Annotated in this window: 23 protein-coding genes; 14 read left to right on the forward strand and 9 right to left on the reverse strand. The window is 54.3% G+C overall.

Features of this window, described 5'->3' with window-relative positions; genetic code table 11:
- Nucleotides 1-484 precede the first annotated feature (484 nt).
- The 5 genes from ABIE02_RS19340 to ilvN all read left to right on the forward strand — a co-directional run bounded on the left by ABIE02_RS19340 (nt 485) and on the right by ilvN (nt 4,693).
- Nucleotides 485-1,198: a hypothetical protein gene (locus ABIE02_RS19340; protein ID WP_117386654.1), complete on the forward strand. Its 714-nt coding sequence runs from the start codon at nt 485-487 to the stop codon at nt 1,196-1,198.
- A gap of 196 nt (nt 1,199-1,394) precedes the next feature.
- A complete protein-coding gene (locus tag ABIE02_RS19345) occupies nt 1,395-1,874 on the forward strand; it encodes an Hcp family type VI secretion system effector (RefSeq protein ID WP_032615593.1) in 480 nt (159 codons plus the stop codon).
- Between the two features lie 638 nt (nt 1,875-2,512).
- Nucleotides 2,513-2,611, forward strand: a complete 99-nt coding sequence (gene ivbL, locus ABIE02_RS19350; protein ID WP_071886509.1) for an ilvB operon leader peptide IvbL — start codon at nt 2,513-2,515, stop codon at nt 2,609-2,611.
- A 102-nt stretch (nt 2,612-2,713) separates the two neighbouring features.
- A complete protein-coding gene (gene ilvB / locus ABIE02_RS19355; RefSeq protein WP_032615595.1) occupies nt 2,714-4,402 on the forward strand; it encodes an acetolactate synthase large subunit in 1,689 nt (562 codons plus the stop codon).
- A gap of 3 nt (nt 4,403-4,405) precedes the next feature.
- On the forward strand, nt 4,406-4,693 hold the full coding sequence (gene ilvN, locus ABIE02_RS19360; protein ID WP_032615597.1) for an acetolactate synthase small subunit: 288 nt from the start codon (nt 4,406-4,408) through the stop codon (nt 4,691-4,693).
- Nucleotide 4,694: 1 nt separating this feature from the next.
- Here ilvN and ABIE02_RS19365 read toward each other — a convergent pair whose 3' ends face one another.
- The gene (locus tag ABIE02_RS19365) at nt 4,695-5,486 is read right to left on the reverse strand and encodes a DeoR family transcriptional regulator (protein WP_077226447.1); all 792 of its coding nucleotides are present in this window, start codon (nt 5,484-5,486) and stop codon (nt 4,695-4,697) included.
- A 322-nt stretch (nt 5,487-5,808) separates the two neighbouring features.
- Between ABIE02_RS19365 and rbsK the strand changes: the two genes are divergently transcribed.
- The 6 genes from rbsK (at nt 5,809) to nepI (ending at nt 12,234) form a co-directional block, all read left to right on the forward strand.
- Nucleotides 5,809-6,729, forward strand: a complete 921-nt coding sequence (gene rbsK, locus ABIE02_RS19370) for a ribokinase (RefSeq protein WP_336995115.1) — start codon at nt 5,809-5,811, stop codon at nt 6,727-6,729.
- Between the two features lie 29 nt (nt 6,730-6,758).
- The gene (gene fucP, locus ABIE02_RS19375; RefSeq protein ID WP_059309035.1) at nt 6,759-8,075 is read left to right on the forward strand and encodes an L-fucose:H+ symporter permease; all 1,317 of its coding nucleotides are present in this window, start codon (nt 6,759-6,761) and stop codon (nt 8,073-8,075) included.
- An 11-nt stretch (nt 8,076-8,086) separates the two neighbouring features.
- On the forward strand, nt 8,087-9,097 hold the full coding sequence (locus ABIE02_RS19380; protein WP_336995114.1) for an aldose 1-epimerase family protein: 1,011 nt from the start codon (nt 8,087-8,089) through the stop codon (nt 9,095-9,097).
- 156 nt (nt 9,098-9,253) lie between these two features.
- The gene (locus ABIE02_RS19385) at nt 9,254-10,258 is read left to right on the forward strand and encodes an alpha/beta fold hydrolase (protein WP_336995113.1); all 1,005 of its coding nucleotides are present in this window, start codon (nt 9,254-9,256) and stop codon (nt 10,256-10,258) included.
- Between the two features lie 163 nt (nt 10,259-10,421).
- Nucleotides 10,422-10,874: a DUF1198 domain-containing protein gene (locus ABIE02_RS19390; RefSeq protein ID WP_117386649.1), complete on the forward strand. Its 453-nt coding sequence runs from the start codon at nt 10,422-10,424 to the stop codon at nt 10,872-10,874.
- 166 nt (nt 10,875-11,040) lie between these two features.
- On the forward strand, nt 11,041-12,234 hold the full coding sequence (nepI, locus tag ABIE02_RS19395) for a purine ribonucleoside efflux pump NepI (RefSeq protein WP_336995112.1): 1,194 nt from the start codon (nt 11,041-11,043) through the stop codon (nt 12,232-12,234).
- 122 nt (nt 12,235-12,356) lie between these two features.
- Here nepI and ABIE02_RS19400 read toward each other — a convergent pair whose 3' ends face one another.
- The 6 genes from ABIE02_RS19400 to ABIE02_RS19425 all read right to left on the reverse strand — a co-directional run bounded on the left by ABIE02_RS19400 (nt 12,357) and on the right by ABIE02_RS19425 (nt 18,319).
- Complete coding sequence (locus tag ABIE02_RS19400; RefSeq protein WP_032615626.1) at nt 12,357-13,262, reverse strand: DMT family transporter; 906 nt, start codon at nt 13,260-13,262, stop codon at nt 12,357-12,359.
- 148 nt (nt 13,263-13,410) lie between these two features.
- Nucleotides 13,411-14,790, reverse strand: a complete 1,380-nt coding sequence (locus ABIE02_RS19405; RefSeq protein WP_117386647.1) for a carbohydrate porin — start codon at nt 14,788-14,790, stop codon at nt 13,411-13,413.
- Between the two features lie 159 nt (nt 14,791-14,949).
- The gene (locus tag ABIE02_RS19410) at nt 14,950-15,252 is read right to left on the reverse strand and encodes a PTS lactose/cellobiose transporter subunit IIA (protein ID WP_072250852.1); all 303 of its coding nucleotides are present in this window, start codon (nt 15,250-15,252) and stop codon (nt 14,950-14,952) included.
- Nucleotides 15,253-15,263: 11 nt separating this feature from the next.
- Nucleotides 15,264-16,649: a glycoside hydrolase family 1 protein gene (locus tag ABIE02_RS19415; protein WP_336995111.1), complete on the reverse strand. Its 1,386-nt coding sequence runs from the start codon at nt 16,647-16,649 to the stop codon at nt 15,264-15,266.
- A 17-nt stretch (nt 16,650-16,666) separates the two neighbouring features.
- Nucleotides 16,667-17,992 carry a PTS sugar transporter subunit IIC gene (locus ABIE02_RS19420; protein ID WP_032615636.1) on the reverse strand — a complete coding sequence of 442 codons (1,326 nt, stop codon included), beginning with the start codon at nt 17,990-17,992 and terminating at the stop codon, nt 16,667-16,669.
- Nucleotides 17,993-18,004: 12 nt separating this feature from the next.
- Nucleotides 18,005-18,319 (reverse strand): PTS sugar transporter subunit IIB, encoded by a 315-nt coding sequence (locus ABIE02_RS19425; RefSeq protein ID WP_032615638.1) that lies wholly within the window; start codon nt 18,317-18,319, stop codon nt 18,005-18,007.
- A gap of 294 nt (nt 18,320-18,613) precedes the next feature.
- Here ABIE02_RS19425 and ABIE02_RS19430 point away from each other — a divergent pair, with 294 nt between their 5' ends.
- Nucleotides 18,614-19,561 carry a LacI family DNA-binding transcriptional regulator gene (locus ABIE02_RS19430; RefSeq protein ID WP_032615640.1) on the forward strand — a complete coding sequence of 316 codons (948 nt, stop codon included), beginning with the start codon at nt 18,614-18,616 and terminating at the stop codon, nt 19,559-19,561.
- Nucleotides 19,562-19,597: 36 nt separating this feature from the next.
- On the opposite strand, the gene ABIE02_RS19435 is transcribed toward ABIE02_RS19430, so the two are convergent.
- Nucleotides 19,598-19,894: a YicS family protein gene (locus tag ABIE02_RS19435; RefSeq protein WP_032615642.1), complete on the reverse strand. Its 297-nt coding sequence runs from the start codon at nt 19,892-19,894 to the stop codon at nt 19,598-19,600.
- Nucleotides 19,895-20,215: 321 nt separating this feature from the next.
- Between ABIE02_RS19435 and ABIE02_RS19440 the strand changes: the two genes are divergently transcribed.
- Entirely contained in the window at nt 20,216-20,635 is a 420-nt protein-coding gene (locus ABIE02_RS19440; protein WP_032615644.1) for a GNAT family N-acetyltransferase, read from the forward strand.
- Here the strand turns inward: ABIE02_RS19440 and ABIE02_RS19445 are convergent.
- Nucleotides 20,632-21,291, reverse strand: coding sequence for a TetR/AcrR family transcriptional regulator (locus ABIE02_RS19445; RefSeq protein ID WP_032615646.1), 660 nt, complete (start codon nt 21,289-21,291; stop codon nt 20,632-20,634). The genes ABIE02_RS19440 and ABIE02_RS19445 overlap by 4 nt on opposite strands.
- Before the next feature lie 78 nt (nt 21,292-21,369).
- Here ABIE02_RS19445 and ABIE02_RS19450 point away from each other — a divergent pair, with 78 nt between their 5' ends.
- Nucleotides 21,370-22,869, forward strand: a complete 1,500-nt coding sequence (locus tag ABIE02_RS19450) for an MDR family MFS transporter (protein WP_032615648.1) — start codon at nt 21,370-21,372, stop codon at nt 22,867-22,869.
- The last annotated feature ends 84 nt before the right edge of the window (nt 22,870-22,953 follow it).

Consider the following 22,953-nt stretch of genomic DNA (forward strand, 5'->3'; position numbering starts at 1 on the left):
CTGCGGTCACCAGCCGCAAACACTGAAAAAAAACCTCGCTCCGGCGGGGTTTTTTGTTTTGTGGTCTCAAAAACATCTGTCTACTTATTAGCCACGCACACGGCTGGTATGCAGCATGTTTAAACCATCCATTTGATAATTGTTATATATAAATTTGATATAATTATAATATTCAACCAACCGCTGGAAAGTAGTGGTTCCGCTGTTTAGCCCCGCTGCTGATTGGTTAGGATCGCTTAAGGAACACTATTTTTATGAAGAAGTAGGTGTCTAATTTTGCATGTCAACGCCACTAAGTTCGTAAATTAATATAAGTCATCCATACCCCATGAAAAATTAAAAGTGCATCACGTATTATCATAATAAATAGTAATGAACCAAATTATGTTTTATGTGAATATCTATGTGAATCAATCTCACTAATTTGAATTGCATGGCTTTTCAATGTATACCTATATAATCGCAGTAATCGTATGGATACATTATGCAAGCATCTGATTATTTAAAGATGAAGTTCCAGAGCGACAGACAGTTGGCTATTTATGGACAGCAAGGCGTTGCAGGGACATGGCAAGTATTAAAGGGGATCGGCTCTGATATTTACTCAGGAATGGAGCGTGTAAGTTGGTACTCATCATGCTTAATTCCCATCTATCATGATGCATGTGATGAGCTTCTCTCAGAAGAAAAGAGGATGTATCTCTCTATTATGTCTATTTATCGTTATCGCGATGTAATAGCCTATATGCTCTATCTTTATTTCGAAAGTGTTATAGCTGATTCTGAAAATGGAAATGAACAAAATCGTGTTCGTAAGATGGATTCAAAAGTAACCGGCCTTGTTAAAAATATACCTACAAGTAAGGCTGCACGTTTAACAATAGCTTGGAGACTGGCAAAATCCCTTTCCGAATCTGGCTTACTCTCAGAAATCGTCATCGAACGGCTTGCACGTCGCGTACCTAACGTCGTCATGGCACTGCAATTGATTGGCACAGAACAGAAGTGCGCTCTTGCTGCCCGTCGCTTGAAAACTCTGGATCCTGATTATTACGCAACTCTCTATGCCGCACAATTAGAAATGCTTTACTACTTTTTTGAGCCTTTTCTGTCTGAACTTATTAAGAAGGTGCGAATGGGATTCTACAGAGATTTCGAGTCAATTTCTAATGACTTAAAGGATAAGGGGTATGTTTAAGAGTCTGCTATCAATTTTATTTTCGGATATTTTATTTCCAATTTATATTTTTGCATGCGCCTCTTTGTTCCTGTGGTTGGTACCCGACTACTGGGTATTGTTAACATTCATTGCTATCGTCGTATTTATTATTGTTCATCCAATCATTTTCGGTCGCTTTGATAAGTACGATTGAATTTTATAAAAAGGAGTTTTTATGTCAAATCCGGCTTATTTATTTTTAACTGATGAAAATGGTTCTCCCATGGTTGGCCCTTGCCTTGTATCAGGGCGTGAAGGTGCAATTGAACTTAAATCTTTCACGCATAATGTAAACATCCCTGTTGACGGGAACACCGGGAGATTGACGGGTACGCGCATACATATGCCCGTCATGTTTCAAAAGGAATTTGATCGTGTCACCCCGCTTTTATTTCGGGCGCTGAGTATGGGGAAAACGCTCCAGTCTGCCACTATTAAGATGTATCAGATTAATCAGGCTGGTTTAGAACAGGAGTATTTTAATATCTTCCTTGAGAATGTAAAAATAACCTCAATCACACCAGACCTGTATCCAGGCGCAAACACGGGAACACACCTTGAAACGGTTCTCATACGTTATGAGAAAATTACCTGGAAGCATTGCGAGGGCAATATTATTTATAGTGACTCCTGGAATGAGCGAGCAACATACTGAAACGGGATTTACAACAAAGCTATCTGGCAAAATTTAAAGTTCTAGCTTATAGGTTTATGTCATACACATGCAGTAAGTCTTTGCAATGCTTATAAAACCACCGAAATAAGCGGTGGTTTTTGCTTTTGTTAACATTGCGAAGTAGTCAGATGTCGCTTATCAGAGGAATAGAACGCGACTAATTTCTATGAAAGCTGGTTTATATGCGGTACCCAACCTTCCGCAGCACACGCAAGAACGCCATTTTTAGGCGAACCATAGCAAAAGGTCATTTTCCGTACCCTGCAGCATTGAAAATTTTTTCCAACGCTGGATACCGTGCGTGCAAGAATTAGTCGCTATGAAGCATATAGCCCCGACATGGTTGCGTTACGCCTGTAAATGGAATCCGTTCTTGTAAGTATTGCGGTTGTAAAACCTTGATGGATTCTCAACCATATCAAAACATTGGTGACCAGATTCGGTGTAACACCTGCACTGTTGATTGGGTGAGTTACATTCCCCTTTTGAGCGTCATCACTCGACAAGCGAAACGTGATCTTTGACGCATTTTCGGCCAGATGAAAATAATTCCGTTGTCACGCCTCAAAACCTGTGCTTGTATAAATCCACTTAATGATTCCAGAAACAGGTTCCTAATGAACGCTTCCATGCTGACCTCGACCCTACTAAAAACTGCGCACCCAGCCGCAGTGGTCGTCGTGCGTGTGGTGGTGGTCGTCGGCAATGCGCCGTAGGGACTGAATCAACACACGATTCCAAACCCCGCCGGCGCAAACCGGCGGGGTTTTTGTTTAAAGGCCCCCCGGAAACCTGGCTCAGAATAAAAGGACTGGAGCATGGCAAGTTCGGGCACAACATCACACAAGACGCGTTTTACTGGCGCGCAGTTAATCGTTCATTTGCTGGAACGTCAGGGCATTACCACGGTAGCGGGTATTCCTGGCGGGACGGTACTTCCGCTGTATGACGCTTTAAGCCAAAGCACGCAGATCCGCCACGTGCTGGCGCGTCACGAGCAGGGCGCAGGCTTTATCGCTCAGGGCATGGCGCGTACCCAGGGCAAACCGGCGGTCTGTATGGCCTGTAGCGGGCCGGGGGCCACCAACCTGGTGACCGCCATCGCCGATGCCCGTCTCGACTCTATCCCGCTGGTCTGCATTACCGGCCAGGTGCCAGCTTCGATGATCGGCACCGATGCGTTTCAGGAAGTGGACACCTACGGCATCTCTATCCCCATCACCAAGCACAACTATTTAGTGCGCGATATCAGCGAATTACCGCAGGTTATCAGCGATGCGTTCCGTATCGCCCAGTCCGGCCGCCCTGGCCCGGTGTGGATAGACATTCCTAAGGATGTGCAGACCGCTGAAATTGAGATCGACGTGTTGCCAGAACCCGGCACGCGTGCACCATCGCCTGAATTCAGCGTTGAGAGCGTGCGCGAGGCGGCGGCGATGATAAACGCTGCACAACGTCCGGTGCTCTATCTGGGCGGTGGGGTCATCGATGCGCCTGACGCGGTGCGTGCCCTGGCCGAAAAAGCCAGCCTGCCGACCACCATGACCCTGATGGCACTGGGCATGCTGCCAAAAGCGCACCCCCTGTCGCTGGGGATGCTTGGCATGCACGGCGCCCGCAGCACCAACTTTATCCTGCAGGAAGCGGATCTGCTGATTGTTCTCGGGGCGCGTTTTGATGACCGGGCGATTGGCAAAACCGAGCAATTCTGCCCGAACGCCAAAATTATCCATGTGGATATCGACCGCGCAGAGCTGGGCAAAATCAAACAGCCGCATGTAGCGATCCAGGGGGATGTTAACGAGGTGCTGGCGCAGCTGCTGCCACACATTGATGCTACCCCGCGCACCGCGTGGCATCAGCAGGTGACCGGCCTGCAACAGGAGTTCCCGGGGGCTATTCCGACCGGGGGCGATCCGCTCAGCCATTACGGGCTGATTAACGCCGTGGCCGCCTGCGTGGACGACAGCGCCATCATCACCACCGACGTGGGCCAGCACCAGATGTGGACCGCCCAGGCCTATCCGTTGAACCGTCCACGTCAGTGGCTGACCTCCGGCGGATTGGGAACGATGGGCTTTGGTCTGCCTGCGGCAGTAGGCGCGGCGCTGGCAAACCCGGACCGGAAAGTGATCTGCTTCTCCGGCGACGGCAGCCTGATGATGAATATTCAGGAGATGGCCACCGCGGCGGAAAACCAGCTGGATGTGAAAATTATCCTTATGAACAACGAAGCGCTGGGGCTGGTGCATCAGCAGCAGAGCCTGTTCTACAAGCAGGGCGTCTTTGCGGCCACCTATCCGGGGATGATTAACTTTATGCAGATTGCAGCCGGTTTTGGCCTGCACACCTGCGATCTGAATGCCGAGGAAGACGCGCACGCGGCGCTGCAGGCAGCGATCTCACGCCCTGGCCCGGCGCTGATCCACGTGCGTATCGATCCACAACAAAAAGTCTATCCGATGGTCCCACCCGGTGCGGCCAATACTGAAATGGTGGGGGAATAAGCCATGCAAAAACAAAACGATAACGTCATTCTGGAGCTTACTGTCCGCAACCACCCCGGCGTCATGACCCACGTCTGCGGGCTGTTTGCCCGCCGCGCTTTTAACGTGGAGGGCATCCTCTGTCTGCCGATTCAGGGAAGCGAACACAGCCGCATCTGGCTGCTGGTGAATGACGATCAGCGACTGGAGCAGATGATGGCCCAGATCGACAAGCTGGAAGATGTGGTGAAAGTGGTGCGTAACCAGTCCGATCCGACCATGTTTAACAAAATTACGGTGTTCTTCGAGTAAATCAGTCCCCGGCAGCGTCCGGGGTTATGATCTTCACAAAGCCGTTCCGGCAGTGGGCCGGATAGTCTGCCGGTAGCGGACGGTCGCTGATCAGCACATCAAAGGCCGACAGCGGCCCGATGCTGGCGGGGGCCACTTCATCAAACAGGGCGTAGCGGGCCAGCAGGATTTTGCGGATGCCGTGCTGCATGGCTTTGCGCTTGGTGGCCAGGTCGTCCAGGTTAAACCAGGTCACGCCGTAGTGCTCATGCACGCCGCTGGCGGAGATAAACACCTTACGCGGGTTCAGGGAGTCCAGCACCGAGGGATTGCTGGTGTCATAAAACGCATCGCTTTTTGCCCGATAGGTGCCGCCACACAGAATGGCGGTGGCGTTGGGCTTTTCATTGAGCGCCATAAATACGCGATGTGAATAACAGATACCGGTAAAGGTGATGTCGTCCGGGATCATGCTAATCACCAGCGGCATTTCCGGGCCGTTATCGAAAAAGACCAGATCGTTTTCTGCCACCATGCCGGCCGCCAGAATGGCGATGGGCAAGTCGTCGGGATGGTGTGTCTGGCTGCGAACGACGGGGGTCGCAGGCGCGGAGGCCGGTTTGTTGACCATCACGATATAGCCGCCCAGCAGGGTCAGGGGGAGCACGGTTTCATGGTTATCCGGGCTGAGATCGCGACGGATGGTCATGACGGAGACTTCAAGCATCCTGGCGGCATCTTTCAGGTGAATGCGGTCGGTTTTCTTTAATAGCTCCACCAGACGCCGGATTCGTTCTTTTTGCTTCGTCTCCATTCACCCTCTCCGCACTTTATGATGTTCCGATAAACACATTTATGATGCGTCAGGAACATTCTTGTTGCGCCATACTATACTGCCGCCCGGCAGGAAAGAAAAGTCACTTCTCAAACTGTTTGTCTACCTCAACTCATTGTTATAAATGATTTAATTAACAAACCTCAATCCTGGATCACATTTCTATCGCCGCATAACGCTTAAACAATAAACAGCGGGAGGGATCCTGTAATCGCGATCACAGTCACAAATGATACGAAAATAACATGATAATGTTACGATAATATCATTGTTGTGTGATTGTTTCAGAGAGGTAGTAAAGATGGATATCGCGGTTATCGGCTCCAACATGGTGGATCTCATCACCTACATTAATCAGATGCCGAAGGAGGGCGAAACCCTCGAAGCCCCGGCATTTAAAATTGGCTGTGGCGGCAAAGGCGCGAATCAGGCGGTGGCGGCGGCCAAGCTCAATTCGAAGGTGATGATGCTGACCAAGGTCGGTGACGATATTTTTGCTGATAACACCATCCGCAATCTGGAGTCCTGGGGTATCAATACCACCTATGTGGAAAAAGTGCCCTGTACCAGTAGCGGCGTGGCGCCGATCTTTGTTAACGCCAACTCCAGCAACAGTATTCTGATTGTGAAGGGCGCCAATAAATTCCTCTCACCAGAAGATATCGACCGCGCGGCAGACGATCTGAAAAAGTGCCAGTTAATTGTTCTGCAACTTGAAGTGCAGCTGGAGACGGTTTATCACGCCATCGACTTTGGTAAAAAGCACGGTATTCAGGTGCTATTAAATCCAGCCCCTGCATTACGTGAATTAGATATGTCCTATGCCTGTAAATGTGATTTCTTTGTGCCGAACGAAACCGAGCTGGAAATTCTGACCGGCATGCCGGTGAATACCTACGAAAATATCTGTCTCGCGGCGCGATCGCTGGTAGAGAAAGGGCTGAATAATATTATCGTCACCATGGGTGAAAAAGGCGCGCTCTGGATGACGCGCGACCGGGAAGTCAAGGTTCCGGCATGTAAAGTCAATGCAGTAGATACCAGCGGGGCCGGTGATGCCTTTATCGGCTGCTTCGCCCATTACTACGTCCAGAGCGGCGACGTTGAAGCCGCCATGAAAAAAGCCTCCCTCTTTGCCGCCTTCAGCGTCACCGGGAAAGGCACCCAGTCGTCTTACCCCAGCATTGAACAATTCAATGAGTATCTGGCATTGAACGAATAATAAAACCCTGCGAAATAAAAGGTAGCACTATGAACGATAAAAACATCATTCAGATGCCTGACGGCTATCTGAATAAAACCCCTCTGTTCCAGTTTATTTTGTTATCCTGCTTATTCCCGTTATGGGGATGCGCTGCTGCTTTAAATGATATTTTAATTACGCAGTTTAAAAGCGTCTTTGCACTCAGTAATTTTGCCTCAGCGCTGGTGCAAAGCGCGTTTTATGGCGGCTATTTCCTTATTGCTATTCCGGCCTCGCTGGTCATTAAAAAGACCAGCTATAAAGTGGCGATCTTAATCGGATTAACGCTCTATATCGTGGGCTGTACGCTCTTTTTCCCCGCTTCGCATATGGCAACCTACACCATGTTCCTGGCGGCAATTTTTGCCATTGCCATTGGTTTGAGCTTCCTTGAAACGGCGGCCAACACCTACAGCTCAATGATTGGCCCCAAAGCATATGCCACGCTGCGCCTCAACGTCAGCCAGACCTTCTATCCGATAGGTGCGGCGGCGGGCATCCTGCTGGGTAAATATCTGGTCTTCTCCGAAGGCGACAGCCTGGAAAAACAGATGGCGGGCATGAACGCTGAACAGATCCATAACTTCAAGATCCTGATGCTGGAAAACACGCTCGAACCCTATAAGTACATGATTATGGTGCTGGTTGTGGTGATGGTTCTGTTCCTGTTGACCCGCTTCCCAACCTGCAAAGTGGCGCAAACCGCAGAACGTAAGCGCCCGTCGGCAATGGATACGCTGCGTTACCTCTCTACCAATGCCCGCTTCCGTCGCGGTATCGTGGCGCAGTTCCTCTATGTGGGCATGCAGGTCGCGGTGTGGTCGTTCACCATCCGTCTGGCGCTGGAGTTAGGGGACATCAACGAACGCGACGCCTCTAACTTTATGGTCTACAGCTTTGCCTGCTTCTTCATCGGCAAGTTTGTCGCCAACATTCTGATGACCCGCTTCAACCCGGCGAAAGTGCTTATTCTGTACTCGGTTATCGGTGCGCTGTTCCTGGCGTACGTAGCGCTGGCACCGAGCTTTAGCGCGGTCTACGTGGCGGTGCTGGTGAGCATTCTGTTCGGGCCGTGCTGGGCGACCATCTATGCAGGCACGCTGGATACCGTGGACAACGAGCATACCGAAATGGCAGGCGCGGTCATTGTGATGGCGATTGTCGGTGCGGCAGTCGTCCCTGCGGTGCAGGGCTATGTCGCGGACCTGTTCCATTCGTTACAGGCCTCGTTCCTGGTCTCCATGCTGTGCTTTGTCTACGTCGGGGTTTACTTCTGGCGTGAGAGCAAAGTGCGCCGTGAATTGACCGAAGCCACCGCTTCCTGAGGAGAATCACGATGACGCAACTTCCCCTGTGGCGCGCGCTCTTTACTGAACAGCCGCGCACCCTGCTGCAAAATGATGACTTCACGGTGACGGCGTTTCGCTACGCCAGCGGCGTGGAAGGACTGCGGGTGCAAAACAGCCGCGGCCACCTGGTGATCCTGCCCTGGCTGGGACAGATGATCTGGGATGCGGAGTTCGATGGCCGCGACCTGACGATGCGCAATATGTTCAGTCAGCCAAAAGCGGCAAAAGAGGTTATCGAAACCTATGGCTGCTTCGCCTTTCACTCTGGCCTGCTGGCAAACGGCTGTCCGTCGCCGGAGGACGCCCATCCACTGCACGGTGAAATGCCCTGCGCGTCAATGGATGACGCCTGGCTGGAGCTGGATGGCGATAGCCTGACGGTGACCGGTCGCTATGAGTACGTGATGGGATTCGGTCATCATTATCAGGCGCAGCCAGCGGTAACGTTACGTAAAGAGAGCGCCCTGTTTGATATCGCCATGTCGGTGACCAATCTGGCGACAGTACCCATGCCGCTGCAGTACATGTGCCATATGAACTATGCGTATGTTGAAGGGGCGACCTTCAGCCAGAACGTACCGGATGAGGCTATTCAGCTGCGCGAGTCGATTCCGGCGCACGTGAAGCCGACCGAACAGTGGCTGGCGTTCAACCAACGGCTCCAGCAGGGCGAAGCCACCCTGAAGACGCTCTCTGAACCGCACTTTTACGATCCTGAGATTGTCTTTTTTGCCGACCGGCTCGATCGCTACACGGATAGCCCGGAATTCCGCATGATCGCTCCTGATGGCACCACCTTTGTCACGCGCTTTAGCAGTGCTGAGCTGAACTACGCCACCCGCTGGATCCTCTATAACGGCGATCAGCAGGTTGCGGCCTTCGTGCTTCCGGCCACCTGCCGCCCGGAAGGATTCCTGGCGGCGCAAAGCAGCGGCAGCCTGATCCAGCTTGCGTCCCGGGAAACCCGTCATTTCCAGGTAACGACCGGTATTCTGTAAGAGTCGAACCCCGCCCGGCCTCGCGCCGGGTTTTTCACCAGGGAAAACCCGCAAACCTTTACCCCGCTTTACACCCTCGATCTGCCCCATGCTCTACAGTTTTTTTGCTGCCGCCTTTCGTGCAGCCTTAGCCCCTTTTGCTAATGGAGAGCTTGCATGTTGACCCGACGATTGTCCTGCCTTGCGCTGCTGGTGGCACTGGCCTCACCCGCAATGGCTGCCGATACTCCCACGTATGGCGAAAAGCTGGAAGGTTTTGACTACGCCTGGCCGGTGAAACACTTCACCTTCACCTCACAAAATCAGTCGCTTGATATGGCGTATCTGGATGTTAAGCCGGAAAAAGCCAACGGCCGTACCGTGGTGCTGATGCACGGTAAAAACTTCTGTGCCGGAACCTGGGAAGATACCATTCGCGCGCTCACCGCCAGCGGCTATCGCGTGGTGGCTCCCGATCAGATCGGTTTTTGCAAATCCACTAAGCCGGAGCGCTACCAGTACACCTTCCAGCAGTTGGCAGACAATACCCACGCGTTGCTGAAACAGCTGGGCATTGATCGCGTCACCGTTATTGGGCACTCCACCGGCGGCATGCTGGCAACCCGCTATGCGCTGATGTGGCCGCAGCAGGTGGAACAGCTGGTGATGGTGAATCCGATTGGGCTGGAGGACTGGAAAGCACGCGGCGTGCCGCATATCACCGTGGATAAGTGGTATCAGCGGGAGCTGAAAACCAGCGCCGACGGCATTCGTGAGTACGAAAAAAACACCTACTATGCCGGGGAGTGGAAGCCGGAATACGAGCGCTGGGTCACCATGCTCGCCGGGCTGAATAACGGGCCGGGCAAAGAGCGAGTCGCCTGGAACTCGGCGCTGCTCTACGACATGATTTATACCCAGCCGGTGATCTATGAATTCAGCGAGCTGAAGATGCCGGTATTATTGATGATCGGCAAGAAGGACAACACTGCCATCGGGAAAGATCTCGCCCCGCCGGAGGTGCGCAAGACGCTGGGCAACTACGCGGTGTTGGGCAAAGAGACGGCAAAACGCATTCCCCAGGCGACGCTGGTTGAGTTTAACGACATGGGCCACGCCCCGCAGATGCAGGATCCGCAGCGTTTCCACGAGGCGCTGCTGAAGGGCTTGCAGACACGCTGATCTGACTTTCATTGCACGCTGATATTCGCCTGGATGCTTTGCCGGGCGGATATCGGTTTTCATGGCCCCGATCCACTGTTTCTCCGTTTATTAATCCGATGTTGTCTGCTGTCGATACACCGCATTTCCCGATATCATGCACGGCTAACCGTAAGGAGAGTTCATGGTCTGGATAATGCTGGCTACGCTTGCCGTGGTGTTTGTGGTGGGCTTTCGCGTCATGACGTCGGGACCCCGACGCGCCATTCGTCGTCTCAGTGAACGTCTGGGGATCACCCCTGTGCCGCTGGAGTCGATGATCGATCAGTTTGGCAAAACCGCCGGCAATGAGTTTATCCGCTACCTGGAGCGCCCGGACGAGGCGCATCTGCAAAATGCCGCTCAGGTGCTGCTGATCTGGCAGGTGTGTATAGTCGACAGCAGCGAAAACAACCTGCTGAGCTGGTATCGCCTGCTGCGCAAAGCGCGTCTCGCTGCGCCGATCACCGATGCCCAGATTCGCCTGGCGCTCGGCTTTATGCGCGATATGGAACCCGATCCGTACGAACTTAACGCCTTCCAGCAGCGCTATAACCAACTCTTCCTGCCGGAAGAGGGGGTCTTCTTTCTGCATTGATTCCACCTTGCCCGGTGGCGCGACGCTTACCGGGCCTGCCTGACCTGTAGCCCGGTGTATGCGCCGCCCGGCAAAAAGTGCCAAAAGTAGTCTAAACGTTAAATAGATCACACTTTAGCTGTTAAACTGCACGGCTTTCTCGCTCGTTTTCTCCTCAGGTGATGCCATGACAGAACAGATCCAATCCGCCCCTCCGCCCCATGTTGAAGCGGTCTCCCGCCCGAACTGGTCGGCGGTTTTTTCCGTGGCGTTTTGCGTCGCCTGCCTGATTACCGTGGAGTTTTTGCCGGTCAGCCTGCTGACGCCGATGGCGCAGGATCTGGGCATTTCTGAAGGGCTGGCGGGTCAGTCGGTCACCGTCACCGCCTTTGTTGCCATGTTTGCCAGCCTGTTTATTACCCAGGCGATTGGCACCACCGATCGCCGCAAGGTGGTGATCCTCTTTTCTGTCCTGCTGACGCTCTCGTGCCTGCTGGTCTCCTTTGCCGATAACTTTATGTTGCTGCTGCTGGGGCGCGCCTGCCTTGGGCTGGGTCTGGGCGGATTCTGGGCAATGTCGGCCTCGCTCACCATGCGGCTGGTACCGGCGCGTACCGTGCCGAAAGCGCTCTCGGTTATTTTTGGTGCGGTTTCCATTGCGCTGGTGATCGCTGCGCCGCTGGGCAGCTTCCTCGGCGGGATCATCGGCTGGCGCAACGTCTTTAACGGTGCCGCGGTGATGGGGTTGCTGTGCATTGTGTGGGTGTGGAAAGCGCTGCCGTCGCTGCCGGGCGAAGCCGCACACCATAAGCAGAACATGTTCAGCCTCCTGAAGCGCCCCGGCGTGCTGGCGGGGATGACGGCCATCTTTATGTCCTTTGCCGGGCAGTTTGCGTTCTTTACCTACATCCGCCCGGTATTTATGACCATGGCCGGGTTCGACGTCGATGGCCTGACGCTGGTGCTGCTGAGCTTTGGTATCGCCAGTTTTGTCGGCACCTCGCTGTCGGCGCAGTTCCTGAAACGCTCGCTGAAATTTGCGCTTGCAGGTGCGCCGCTGGTGCTGGCAATCAGCGCTGCCGTGCTGATCCTGTGGGGCAGCGATAAGTGGGTGGCTTCGGCTATTGCGATTATCTGGGGCTTTGCCTTTGCGCTGGTACCGGTGGGCTGGTCGACGTGGATCACCCGCTCGCTGGCCGATCAGGCCGAAAAAGCCGGGTCGATTCAGGTAGCGGTGATCCAGCTGGCAAACACCTGCGGTGCAGCGGTGGGCGGCGTGGCGCTCGACCATCTGGGCCTGACGTCACCGCTGGTGATTTCCGGGACGCTGATGCTGCTGACGGCGCTGCTGGTGGCAGCGAAGGTGAGGGCGAAGTCGTAAATTCGCCCCTCTCCCCAAAGGGGCGAGGGTGAAAAGACCGCAGCCCCTCTAAGGAGAGAGCGAAAAGACCGCACCGGACAGTCCCCTCGCCCCTTTGGGGAGAGGGTTAGGGTGAGGGGAAATCAGGCTGATGTCTGAACCCGTCTTCTCGAATCCATCGAAATCAACACCACCGACGAGACAATCAATAGCGTGCCCAGCCAGTCCGGCAGGGTAAACGCCACGCCCAGTAAAATAACCGACAGCAGGGCGCTGCTCAGCGGCTCGGCGCAGCTCAGAATGCTCGCCTTCGGCCCGCCAATCATCTGCGCGCCTTTCAGATACAGGCTGAAGGTCACCGCCGTGCCAATCACCACCAGGTAGAAGAATGCCAGCAGCAGGCTACCGTCGATCACGAAGGTGGTCCCGCGCCCGGCATAGAACGGCGTTAACATCAGTCCGGCCAGCAGCATACTCCAGCCGACGATCGGCAGGGTGCCGTAGCGGGCAATCAGCGTGGAAGGGTAGGTGGTATAAAACGCCGCGGCGAAGGCGGAGGCGATGCCCCAGCAGAGCGCTGCCGGAGAGATGGTCAGCGAGGTGGGATCGCCGTGCGTGACCAGTAAAAAGGTGCCGATCAGCGACGTCATGATTGCCGCCAGCACAAAAATGCCCGGGCGCTTTTTGCGCGCCAGCGCGAACCACGCCACGATAATGGTCGGCGACAGGAACTGCAGCACGGTGGCGGTGGCGGCGTTGGATTTCTCAATGGTGACCAGGAAAGTAAGCTGGACGATCAGCGCCCCGAACAGGGAGAAAATCAGCAGGCTGATGGCGTCCTTACGATTTTTGATGACCGAGAAAATCTTGTCGCCGTGGACGAATGAGAGCGTCAGCAGGATCACGCCGGTAAACAGCAGGCGGATCATGGTGAGATAAGGTGAAGAGATCTGACTTTTCTCCATGATGTACTGCGCGCAAACGCCTGAGCTGCCCCATAAAATGGCGGCGATCAGGACGTTCAGCATCCCTTTACGTGTGGAACCCATGTTCTCCCCTGCGATGTTGGTTTTTATTCGGCCAACAGCATAGCATGGTTGCGTACAGCCTGATGCCCCCACGCCGGGCCTCTCCCATGGGGAGAGGGGGCAAACATGAAAAACGGCAACGCATGTTGCCGTTTTGCTTTTGTCTTACCTAGAACCAGGCTTCCCACATCGCGCCGACGTTGAAGTCGTCCAGCGTTTCATCCCGGGTGTTGTTCACGCGGGCGGTGCGCTCGTTATCCACCTTGCCGCCGGTGACGTAGAAGCGCAGCATCGGACGGAACTCCGGCCCCATGGCGATGGACATGTTCTGGGACAGGGTCAGCTTCCAGCCCTTGTTATCCCCGCCGTTGTCGTAATCCACATGCTGCCAGCCCGCCTCCAGCCAGGTGGAGTGAACGTCGTTCCACCAGTGCATCGGACGCACGATGGCGTTGTAGTTCTTACGGTTGTCGGTATTGTCCCGGCTGTTGTCATAGTCGTGGAAGGCCAGCAGGTACTCCACCTGGGTCGCCTGGGTGAACTTGTACAGCCCTTCGAAGCTGGCGTAGACCGTGGTCAGGTCCTCGGTTTTGTTGTACACGCTGTTGTCAGCGTTATCAGAGTAACGGGCAATCACCTTGTTCACGCCGCTGTCACTGGTGTGGCTCAGGACCACGCCACCCTGCCAGGCGTTGGTCCGCTCTTCGGTGTCGATGGCTTTCGAGTCAAAGCCGTAGTTGGCGTACAGCTCCAGGTCGATCGGGCCGAGCTTCATGCCGTGAATTTTGGAGGTGGCCGCGTAGTTGCCTTTGTCCCCGGTGCCGGAGCCGCCGGTACAGCTGATGCGCGACGGGTTAGCTTCGTCGTCCATCACTTCCGGGCTGCAGGATTCCACTGCCGCCACGGTGGCCACGTCAAACTGCACCCCGCCGATGTCGAAGTTCTTCACCCCGGCCCCCTGGCCGTCGTGGTTCATCCAGAAGTAGTCGTTGATGCCCTGCTGCGGACGCTGGTGGAAGTCACGCCCGGCCCAGATATAGGCGTTCGGGTTGGATGCCAGAATGTTGGTCACCCCGGCATAGGCTTTTTTCAGGTTCACCTCGTCGCCCCAGTGGTCAATCATCACGTTGACGTCCCAGATGGCGCCGTTTTCGCCCTTAAAGGCTTTCGAGAGCTGGAACTCGCCGCCGTTGCCTTCGTTGCCCAGACGACCAATGGCCGAGGCGCCGTTGTAGGAGCCGTCCACCGCGACGTATTTCTGGTCGGCGGCCTGGAAGTGCGCGCCGTAGCGGGCATAGCCGGTAAATTTAATGCCGAACGGGATGGCCATATCCGGGGACTGGGCGGCGCTCTGCGGTTCGGTCACCACGTCGGCCTTTTTCGCCACCGCAGCATCCATTTTGGCCTGGCGCTCGGCCAGGGCTTTGTCCACCGCTTTGGCCACAATGGCGTCGATTTGCTCCTGCGTGAATTCCTGGGCGAGGACAGAAATTGGGCAAAGCGCGGCGATAACCGCCATTGTTAATGGAAGTTTTTTAATCATATTCATGGTTATCTCAATATATTTAAATTTTATTCAGACAATAACCACCCCGTTCCGCATTGACAGAATATGTCGCTGTCATCAGAACAAGTTGATTTTTATTTTTTAGGGTACAGAGGCTTTACACTATTATCGTAACATTCACTCCATGGCTAATATTTACTATTAACGCTGATACAGGTGAATAATTTCTTCGGATAATTCACGGGCCAGCAGCGAGTTCATTAAATGATCCTGGGCGTGTACCATAATTAACGTCATCGGCTGGCGGGCTTCACCCGCGTCCTGCTCGATCAGTTTGGTCTGCATATGGTGCGCCTGGCGCGCGTAGCCATCGGCTTCGCGCAGCAGGCTTTTCGCTTCGTCAAAGTTGCCCTGCCGCGCAGCATGCAGTGCTTCAAAGCACAGGCTGCGCGACTGACCAGCATTGACGATGATTTCCATTACGGCTTCTTCTAAGGCAATCATCATCTATTACTCTATTTATCGAAACTATTATTCAGAGAGGTTTCGGCAAACCATTCTCCGCTCTTTTTAATGGTGCGCTGCTGCGTGGTTAAATCCAGCTGGATAAAACCGTAGCGGTTTTTATAGGCATTACACCATGACCAGTTATCAATAAATGTCCACATATGATAGCCAAGACAATTACAGCCTTCGCTAATTCCTTTGTGTAGCCATTTAAGGTGTTCAGAAATAAAATCGATACGGTATTGATCATTAATCTGGCCGTTCTCAATAAAACGCTGCTCGTTTTCGACGCCCATGCCATTTTCAGAAATAAAACAGCGAGGGTTGCCGTAATTATCGCGCAGGTTAATGAGAATATCGTAAATACCCGGCTCGTAAATTTCCCAGCCACGGTACGGGTTCATTTTACGGCCCGGCATTTCGTAGCTGTCGAAGAACCACTCCGGCATAAAGGGTGCCTGTGGATTGATGGCCGTATCACGACACTTCACCCGACGCGGCTGGTAGTAGTTAACCCCCAGCAGGTCGATTTTGCCGTCGGTAATCAGCGCGCTGTCTTCCGGCAGACAGGCAGGCAACTGATCGTGTGCCTTCAGCATCGCCACCAGATCCGCCGGGTATTCCCCGCACAGCACCGGGTCGAGGAAGCTGCGGTTAAACAGCAGGTCGCAATGGTGCGCGGCCTTCACATCCGCCGGATTCTGCGAACGCGGATAGGACGGTGTCAGGTTCAGCACAATGCCAATCTCACCGGCGAAATGCCCGGCGCGAAAGGCACGAACCGCCTGCGCATGGGCCAGCACGGTGTGATAGGCCACGGTTGCCGCGCGGCGGAAATCAACCACGTTCGGGTAGTGGAAGTCATACAAATACCCGCCCTCTACCGGCACAATCGGCTCGTTAAAGGTAAACCAGTGCATTACCCGATCACCAAAAAGCTCAAAGCAGGTTTCTGCGTAGCGGGCATAGGCCGCGACCACATCACGGTTTTCCCACCCGCCGATCTCCTGCATCGCCATCGGCATGTCGAAGTGGAACAGGGTGATAAACGGCGTCACGCCCTGGGCAAGCAGTTCGTCGATCACCTGATTGTAGAACGCGACCGCCTCCTGGTTTACTTCACCCACGCCGTCCGGGATCAGGCGCGCCCAGCTTATCGAGGTGCGAAAGCTATTGTGGTTCAGCTGCTTTAACAGCTGAATGTCGGCTTTCCAGTGCTGATAAAACGTGGAGGTATTTTGCGGTCCTACCCCATTGTGAAAGCGATTCGGCTCAGTAGCGAACCAGTGATCCCAGGTGGTTAATCCCTTACCACTGCCCTGGCTTTCCCCTTCGGTTTGCAGTGCAGAACAGGCGCTACCCCACCAGAAGTTTTCGGGAAATGCATATTTCATAAAACGTCCTCTTTGACTTAATTGCCGACGGTCTCTGCTGCACCTACGGTTGCCTGCGCTTTTTGTTCTTCGGTTTTCAGCAAAGAACGCTCATAAGCACGCAGGAACGGTAAATACATCAGCGCCGACATCACCATACATATGACGCACATCACCACCGGACTGAGCGCCCAGTTTGCCGCCCAGGAGGCACCAATGGGAGCCGGAGTGGTCCACGGCGTCAGCGAGACGACCTGTGCCAGCCAGCCGAGTTTGGTGGCGGTATACGCCAGACAAGCGTTGATCATCGGAACGAACACGAACGGAATAAACAGCATCGGGTTCATGATGATCGGCGCACCGAACAAAATAGGTTCGTTGATATTAAAGAAGCTTGGCACTACGCCCATTTTGCCGATGGTACGCAGGTGGGTTACGCGGCTGCGCAGCAGCAGGAAGGCCAGCGGCAGGGTAGAACCCACACCACCAATCAGCAGGTAGTGATCCCAGAAGCCCTGCAGATAGACGTGCGGCAGCGCAGCGCCGGCAGCCAGTGCGGCCTGGTTGGCAGAAAGGTTAGCCATCCAGAACGGGTTCATGATGCCGGTGACAATCAGCGCACCATGGATACCGGCGAACCAGAAGATCTGGCACAGCAGCACAGAGAGCAGAATGGCAGGCAGGGAGTCAGAGGCGGAAACCAGCGGCTCCAGCAGGTGCATAATGGCCTGCGGAATGATCATCCCGGTTTGCGCTTCGATAAACAGGTTCAGCGGGTGCAGCGTACCGATGATCACCACGACCGGGATCAGAATTTCAAACGAGCGCGCCACGCCGGTGGGCACTTCTTTCGGCAGACGGATGGTGACTTTATGATCCTTCAGCCAGGCGTAAACGCGGGTGGCATAGATGGAGGTGATCAGCGCGGTGAAGATCCCCTGGCCCGACAGATACTGGGTAGAGATTTTACCGTCGGCATACGGCGCGGCCACCAGCAGGAACGCCATAAAGGCCAGCAGGCCGGACATCACCGGGTCGAGATTAAACTGACGGCCCAGACTGGCACCAATCCCTACCGAGATGAAGAACGTCATCACGCCCATGCTGAGGTTAAATGGCAGCATCAGCTGTTCGCGGTACGTCTCAGAGAAATCGAGCCAGCCGCGGGCAAAGCTGTTAGTGGTATCTGCGGAGAACGGCGGGAAGATAAATACCAACATAAACGAGCCGATGATCATAAACGGCAGCGCGGCGGTAAAGCCGTCACGGATGGCAATCACGTACTTCTGCTGGCCCAGCTTGCCTGCCAGCGGCGCGATGGACTGCTCAATGACGGCAACCATAGATTGATATAACGAACTCATGAGAACACCTTCTTAGTGTGCCGCTTCGATGAGCGACAGAGCATAGTCCAGCACTTTATCGCCACGTTGCATACCGTAATCCATTGTATCGATGGACTGTACGGGTATGCCCTGGGTGGCAGCCTTGTCTGAGAGCGTTTTTAACATGTATTTGACCTGGGGTCCGAGAAGCACCACCTGGTATTGCGGAAACTGTGTATCAAATTCTGAAACACCGTACGCATCGATTTTGACCGGTAAACCGCGTTCGTTCGCGGCTTCGACCATTTTCCGAACCAGCAGGCTGGTGGACATCCCGGCAGAACAGCACAGCATTATCTTGAACATCGACAACCATCCTCAAAATGTAAATAGTTATTGCGGGGATGATTGGATAACATATGGAAACCGGTTTCCATTGGTATAAGACAGAAGTGTGACAGCCATCAAGATCCCTTACTTATCGCGCCTTATTATCGGATTCAGGTCACGTATTTTGACTGTTTTTGCAGCATATGGAGTGGAAACGGAAAATCGGTTTCCATGGAAAACGGAAACAGATATACTCCTCAGTGGCTATAATATGAGCCGAAGTGGATTCAGGAATTACAGGTGCCTGGAGCGACCTGTCAGGGGATAAAGATGTCTACAATCAACGATGTATCACGTCTGGCCGGGGTGTCCAAAGCCACGGTATCACGGGTGTTGAGCGGATCGCGCGGCGTAAAGGAAGCCAGCCGCCAGGCCGTACTAAAAGCGGTGGAAGAGCTGAACTATCGGCCAAATGTCATTGCCCAGTCGCTGCTGAGCCAGTCTACCGGCTGTATCGGCGTCATTTGCGCGCAGGACAACATTAATCAAACCACGGGTTACCTGTACGCGCTGGAAAAACACCTCAGCCAGCACCAGAAGCACCTGCTGCTTCGCTTCGCCAACACCAAAGCCGAAGTCATGGGCGCGCTGGATGAACTCTCCTGCGGATTATGCGATGACATTCTGATTATCGGCGCCCGTTTCCCGCTGCACATCGATCAGGAGAATGTCATCCTGGTGGATTGCATGGAAACCAACAACGTCAACAGCATCCAGTACGACCATGCTTTTGCCGCGGAAACCGCCTGTAACTTCCTCGCCAGCCAGGGCCGACGCCAGATTGCCCTGATCCACCCGCACGGCAGCGGCTTTGCCGATCAGGTGCTGCTGGGCTACAAGCATGGGCTGGAGAAGAACTTCCTGCCGTTTAATCGCAACCTGGTGTTTATGGAAGCCACGTCATCCTCCGTGGCCCTGCAGGAGCTGCTCAACAACGCCAGCACATTGAATTTCAATGCTTTACTGGTCGCCGACGAACAGGAAGCACAGCGGGTGATCCCGCAGCTGCAGGCGTTCAACAGGTCAGTACCGGGCGACATCATGGTGTTCAGTCTGGCGGGATCGCTGCATCTGCCGGGCATTCCGACCATCCCGGCGATTGAATACTCGATGGATGCCATGGCGGCACGTATCGTCACCTGGCTGAATGAGAAGACCCAGATGCTGGGTTCGTATGTGCTGCGTGGGGATTTGATTATTCCAGACGTGCGGCGATAAAAAATTAAGGGGGCTGCATGGCCCCTTAATGCGTAATCAGTAATCCTCCATGCAGTCCACCTGACTCACGGCATCCCAGTAACCCTCCTGATTGTTCCGCTCCATCGCCACGACCGCATTTTTGACCAGCATCTGATTGGCTTCCGAAGCCATGATCATCGCCTGCCACTCTTTATCACTTTGCTTGCGTTGCGGGGCACAGGCTTTCTTCACATCCTTCAAAACCGACTGTTTCATTTGTTCTAATTTTACCGGGTCGTTCAGTTCCTGAGCATGAACGAAGGCGGCAAAAAGCAAGCAGACTACCAGGCAAAACAGGTGCGCTGACTTCATGGAAACCTCCGGGAAAACCACACACGTTTATGAAATATATCGTTACATCCCTGTTTTCGACCCCAGCCGAAAGTATTAATTTTGCGAATAGTTGCTCCAGGGTATGAATAAGCGTAGCCACAGAACTGACCAGGCAGATACGCGCAAACGAAAAATTTGTGACGGCGGGTGACAGTCACGCAACAAAAGGTGATGATGTTCGCAAAGGGAATTTGGCATTGATTGCACTTACATTTTTTAGCGCGCGTTACGCCAGATTTTGGTGTTTTTATCGTCGGCAGAATGTGGGATAGTCGAGAAGCAACGTAACGGGAGAATGATATGCAACTGAGTATTACCGACACCATTACCGAACAAGAACAAGAAGAGTTACTGCAGCAGTTGCGGATCTACAACAGCCAGTTTATTGATTTTTCCCGCGTGGGGAATGATATCGCCGTGTATGCCCGCGATGAGGGCGGCAAAATGCGCGGCGGGCTTATCGGCAATCGCCAGGGCGAGTGGCTGAACATTAAATATCTGTGGGTCAGCGACGAGAAACGCGGCAGCGGGCTGGGACGACAACTGATGGATGCCGCCGAAGGCGAAGCGCGACGTCAGGGTTGCCGCCATGCGCTGGTGGATACCTTCAGTTTCCAGGCGCGTCCGTTTTATGAAAAGCAGGGCTATAAGCTTGAAATGACGCTGAACGATTTTCCTTACCCGGGCATACAGCGCCATTACCTGTCGAAGGCGCTTTAAGCGCCAATACCGCTACCGATTACCGCCAACGCATGGCGCACGATGCTGTCAGGCGAGAGGGTATGTAACCTCTCGTCATTGCGCATCCGTGAAAAGGGCACCAGCACCAGGCTTAACAGGGTGGTGAACAGCAGCTCGGGTGCCAGGTCGCGATTCAGTTTTCCCTCCTGTTGCCAGCGGGCAATGGTTTCCAGCGTCGCCTGATATTTCTCATCACCAAACCGGGCCTGCAGATGCGTCCGCAGCACCGGCATCTCCCCGATCACTTCCTGCATCCACAGCGGCGCGAACCAGCGGTGTTCGACGGCCAGATCGGCCAGCTTTTTCACCATTAACGTCAGGGCGGTTACCGGATCGTCCGGGTGGGCGCTGAACAGCGCGCCAATGGCACTGCGCAGCGGCAAAAAACGCTCCTCGATCATGGCATCGAGCAGTTGCTCCCGGGAGTTGAAGTAGTAGTGCAGCATCGCCGGCGTCACGCCCGCCTCTTTGGCAATGGCGTTGAGGGAGGTGCGGGCAATCCCCTGACGCGAAAAGAGATCCAGCGCGATATCCAGCAATTGTTCCCGGCTGGTGGCGGTGGGTTTGCTTCCGCGCGGACGCCCCGGGCGGCGGGCCTGTGGCCTGGGTTCAGAATTATCTTTATGTGCTGACATGCGCGGAGGATCCCTTGACCTGATTCATAACTTCATTAAATATTAATTACCCAATTAATTAATTTCAAGCGGTGTTTTATGGCGTCCGAATCGACAACGCAAACCAAAAACGCGCCTTCTGTCCGGCTGCTGTTCAGCGCGCTCTTGCTGGTAATGCTGCTGTCGGCCCTCGATCAGACCATCGTCTCCACGGCGTTGCCCACCATTGTGGGCGAGCTTGGCGGGCTGGATAAGCTCTCCTGGGTGGTGACGGCGTATATCCTGAGTTCCACTATCGTGGTACCGCTGTACGGCAAGTTTGGCGATCTCTTTGGCCGCAAAATCGTACTGCAAATCGCGATAGTCTTGTTTCTGCTTGGCTCCGCCCTGTGCGGGCTGGCGCAGAACATGACCCAACTGGTGCTGATGCGCGCTTTACAGGGGTTAGGCGGCGGCGGGCTGATGGTGATCAGCATGGCGGCGGTGGCTGATGTCATCCCGCCTGCCGATCGTGGCCGCTATCAGGGGCTGTTCGGTGGGGTTTTTGGTCTGGCGACGGTGATCGGCCCGCTGGTCGGTGGTTTTCTGGTGCAGCACGCCTCCTGGCGCTGGATCTTTTACATCAACCTGCCGCTGGGGCTGTTTGCCCTGCTGGTGATCGGGGCGGTATTCCACGGCAGCGCGAAGCGTAATAAACATGAGATCGACTATCTGGGGGCGATTTACCTCAGCATGGCGCTGCTGTGCATTATCCTGTTTACCAGCGAAGGGGGTACGGTACGCGAGTGGAGCGACCCGCAACTGTGGTGCATTCTGGCCTTTGGCCTGACGGGCATCGCCGGGTTTATCTATGAGGAGCGTCTGGCGTGGGAGCCGATTATTCCGCTGTCGCTCTTCCGGGATCGTAGCTTCCTGCTGTGCAGTCTGATTGGCTTTATCATCGGCATGTCGCTGTTTGGCTCGGTGACATTCCTGCCGCTCTATCTGCAGATTGTCAAAGACGCCACCCCGACCGAGGCCGGGTTACAGCTGATCCCGTTGATGGGCGGGCTGCTGCTGACCTCGATTATCAGCGGTCGTATTATCAGCCGCACCGGGAAATACCGCCTGTTCCCGATCCTGGGCACCCTGCTGGGTGTGATCGGCATGGCGTTGCTAACGCGGATCACCATTGATTCGCCGGTCTGGCAGTTGTACCTCTTTACCGGCGTGCTGGGGGCGGGGCTGGGTCTGGTGATGCAGGTGCTGGTGCTGGCGGTGCAGAACAGCGTCTCTGCGGATCAGTATGGTGTGGCGACCTCCGGCGTGACGCTGTTCCGCTCTATTGGTGGGGCGATTGGCGTGGCGCTGTTCGGCGCGGTCTTCACTCACGTGTTGCAGTCGGGCCTGATGGCGCGGATACCCGAGGGCACCGAACTGCCGCGGGAGATGAACCCCGCCGCCATTCACCATCTGCCTGACGCCCTGCGCCTGAACTATCTGGATGCCTTTGGCTCCGCCATTCATGCGGTGTTCCTGATGGCGGCAGGGATTATGGTGCTGGCGTTTGCGCTGTCGTGGTTTTTGCGCGAAACGCCGTTACGCAAGAAACAGGCCTGATACCCATGCCCGGTGGCGCGACGCTTACCGGGCACTACCCGCATATAACTTATCCTTCTTACTGATGCCATTTCGTTTTTTAGC

Source organism: Leclercia sp. 1548 (assembly GCF_050435045.1).
Lineage (GTDB): Bacteria > Pseudomonadota > Gammaproteobacteria > Enterobacterales > Enterobacteriaceae > Enterobacter > Enterobacter adecarboxylatus.

What these genes read in the sequence shown, in the direction of transcription:
- ABIE02_RS19340 (WP_117386654.1), top strand. Translation starts at nt 485, where the DNA reads ATGCAAGCATCTGATTATTTAAAGATGAAGTTCCAGAGCGACAGACAG.
- ABIE02_RS19345 (WP_032615593.1), top strand. Translation starts at nt 1,395, where the DNA reads ATGTCAAATCCGGCTTATTTATTTTTAACTGATGAAAATGGTTCTCCC.
- ivbL (WP_071886509.1), top strand. Translation starts at nt 2,513, where the DNA reads ATGAACGCTTCCATGCTGACCTCGACCCTACTAAAAACTGCGCACCCA.
- ilvB (WP_032615595.1), top strand. Translation starts at nt 2,714, where the DNA reads ATGGCAAGTTCGGGCACAACATCACACAAGACGCGTTTTACTGGCGCG.
- ilvN (WP_032615597.1), top strand. Translation starts at nt 4,406, where the DNA reads ATGCAAAAACAAAACGATAACGTCATTCTGGAGCTTACTGTCCGCAAC.
- ABIE02_RS19365 (WP_077226447.1), bottom strand. Translation starts at nt 5,486, where the DNA reads ATGGAGACGAAGCAAAAAGAACGAATCCGGCGTCTGGTGGAGCTATTA.
- rbsK (WP_336995115.1), top strand. Translation starts at nt 5,809, where the DNA reads ATGGATATCGCGGTTATCGGCTCCAACATGGTGGATCTCATCACCTAC.
- fucP (WP_059309035.1), top strand. Translation starts at nt 6,759, where the DNA reads ATGAACGATAAAAACATCATTCAGATGCCTGACGGCTATCTGAATAAA.
- ABIE02_RS19380 (WP_336995114.1), top strand. Translation starts at nt 8,087, where the DNA reads ATGACGCAACTTCCCCTGTGGCGCGCGCTCTTTACTGAACAGCCGCGC.
- ABIE02_RS19385 (WP_336995113.1), top strand. Translation starts at nt 9,254, where the DNA reads ATGTTGACCCGACGATTGTCCTGCCTTGCGCTGCTGGTGGCACTGGCC.
- ABIE02_RS19390 (WP_117386649.1), top strand. Translation starts at nt 10,422, where the DNA reads ATGGTCTGGATAATGCTGGCTACGCTTGCCGTGGTGTTTGTGGTGGGC.
- nepI (WP_336995112.1), top strand. Translation starts at nt 11,041, where the DNA reads ATGACAGAACAGATCCAATCCGCCCCTCCGCCCCATGTTGAAGCGGTC.
- ABIE02_RS19400 (WP_032615626.1), bottom strand. Translation starts at nt 13,262, where the DNA reads ATGGGTTCCACACGTAAAGGGATGCTGAACGTCCTGATCGCCGCCATT.
- ABIE02_RS19405 (WP_117386647.1), bottom strand. Translation starts at nt 14,790, where the DNA reads ATGAATATGATTAAAAAACTTCCATTAACAATGGCGGTTATCGCCGCG.
- ABIE02_RS19410 (WP_072250852.1), bottom strand. Translation starts at nt 15,252, where the DNA reads ATGATTGCCTTAGAAGAAGCCGTAATGGAAATCATCGTCAATGCTGGT.
- ABIE02_RS19415 (WP_336995111.1), bottom strand. Translation starts at nt 16,649, where the DNA reads ATGAAATATGCATTTCCCGAAAACTTCTGGTGGGGTAGCGCCTGTTCT.
- ABIE02_RS19420 (WP_032615636.1), bottom strand. Translation starts at nt 17,992, where the DNA reads ATGAGTTCGTTATATCAATCTATGGTTGCCGTCATTGAGCAGTCCATC.
- ABIE02_RS19425 (WP_032615638.1), bottom strand. Translation starts at nt 18,319, where the DNA reads ATGTTCAAGATAATGCTGTGCTGTTCTGCCGGGATGTCCACCAGCCTG.
- ABIE02_RS19430 (WP_032615640.1), top strand. Translation starts at nt 18,614, where the DNA reads ATGTCTACAATCAACGATGTATCACGTCTGGCCGGGGTGTCCAAAGCC.
- ABIE02_RS19435 (WP_032615642.1), bottom strand. Translation starts at nt 19,894, where the DNA reads ATGAAGTCAGCGCACCTGTTTTGCCTGGTAGTCTGCTTGCTTTTTGCC.
- ABIE02_RS19440 (WP_032615644.1), top strand. Translation starts at nt 20,216, where the DNA reads ATGCAACTGAGTATTACCGACACCATTACCGAACAAGAACAAGAAGAG.
- ABIE02_RS19445 (WP_032615646.1), bottom strand. Translation starts at nt 21,291, where the DNA reads ATGTCAGCACATAAAGATAATTCTGAACCCAGGCCACAGGCCCGCCGC.
- ABIE02_RS19450 (WP_032615648.1), top strand. Translation starts at nt 21,370, where the DNA reads ATGGCGTCCGAATCGACAACGCAAACCAAAAACGCGCCTTCTGTCCGG.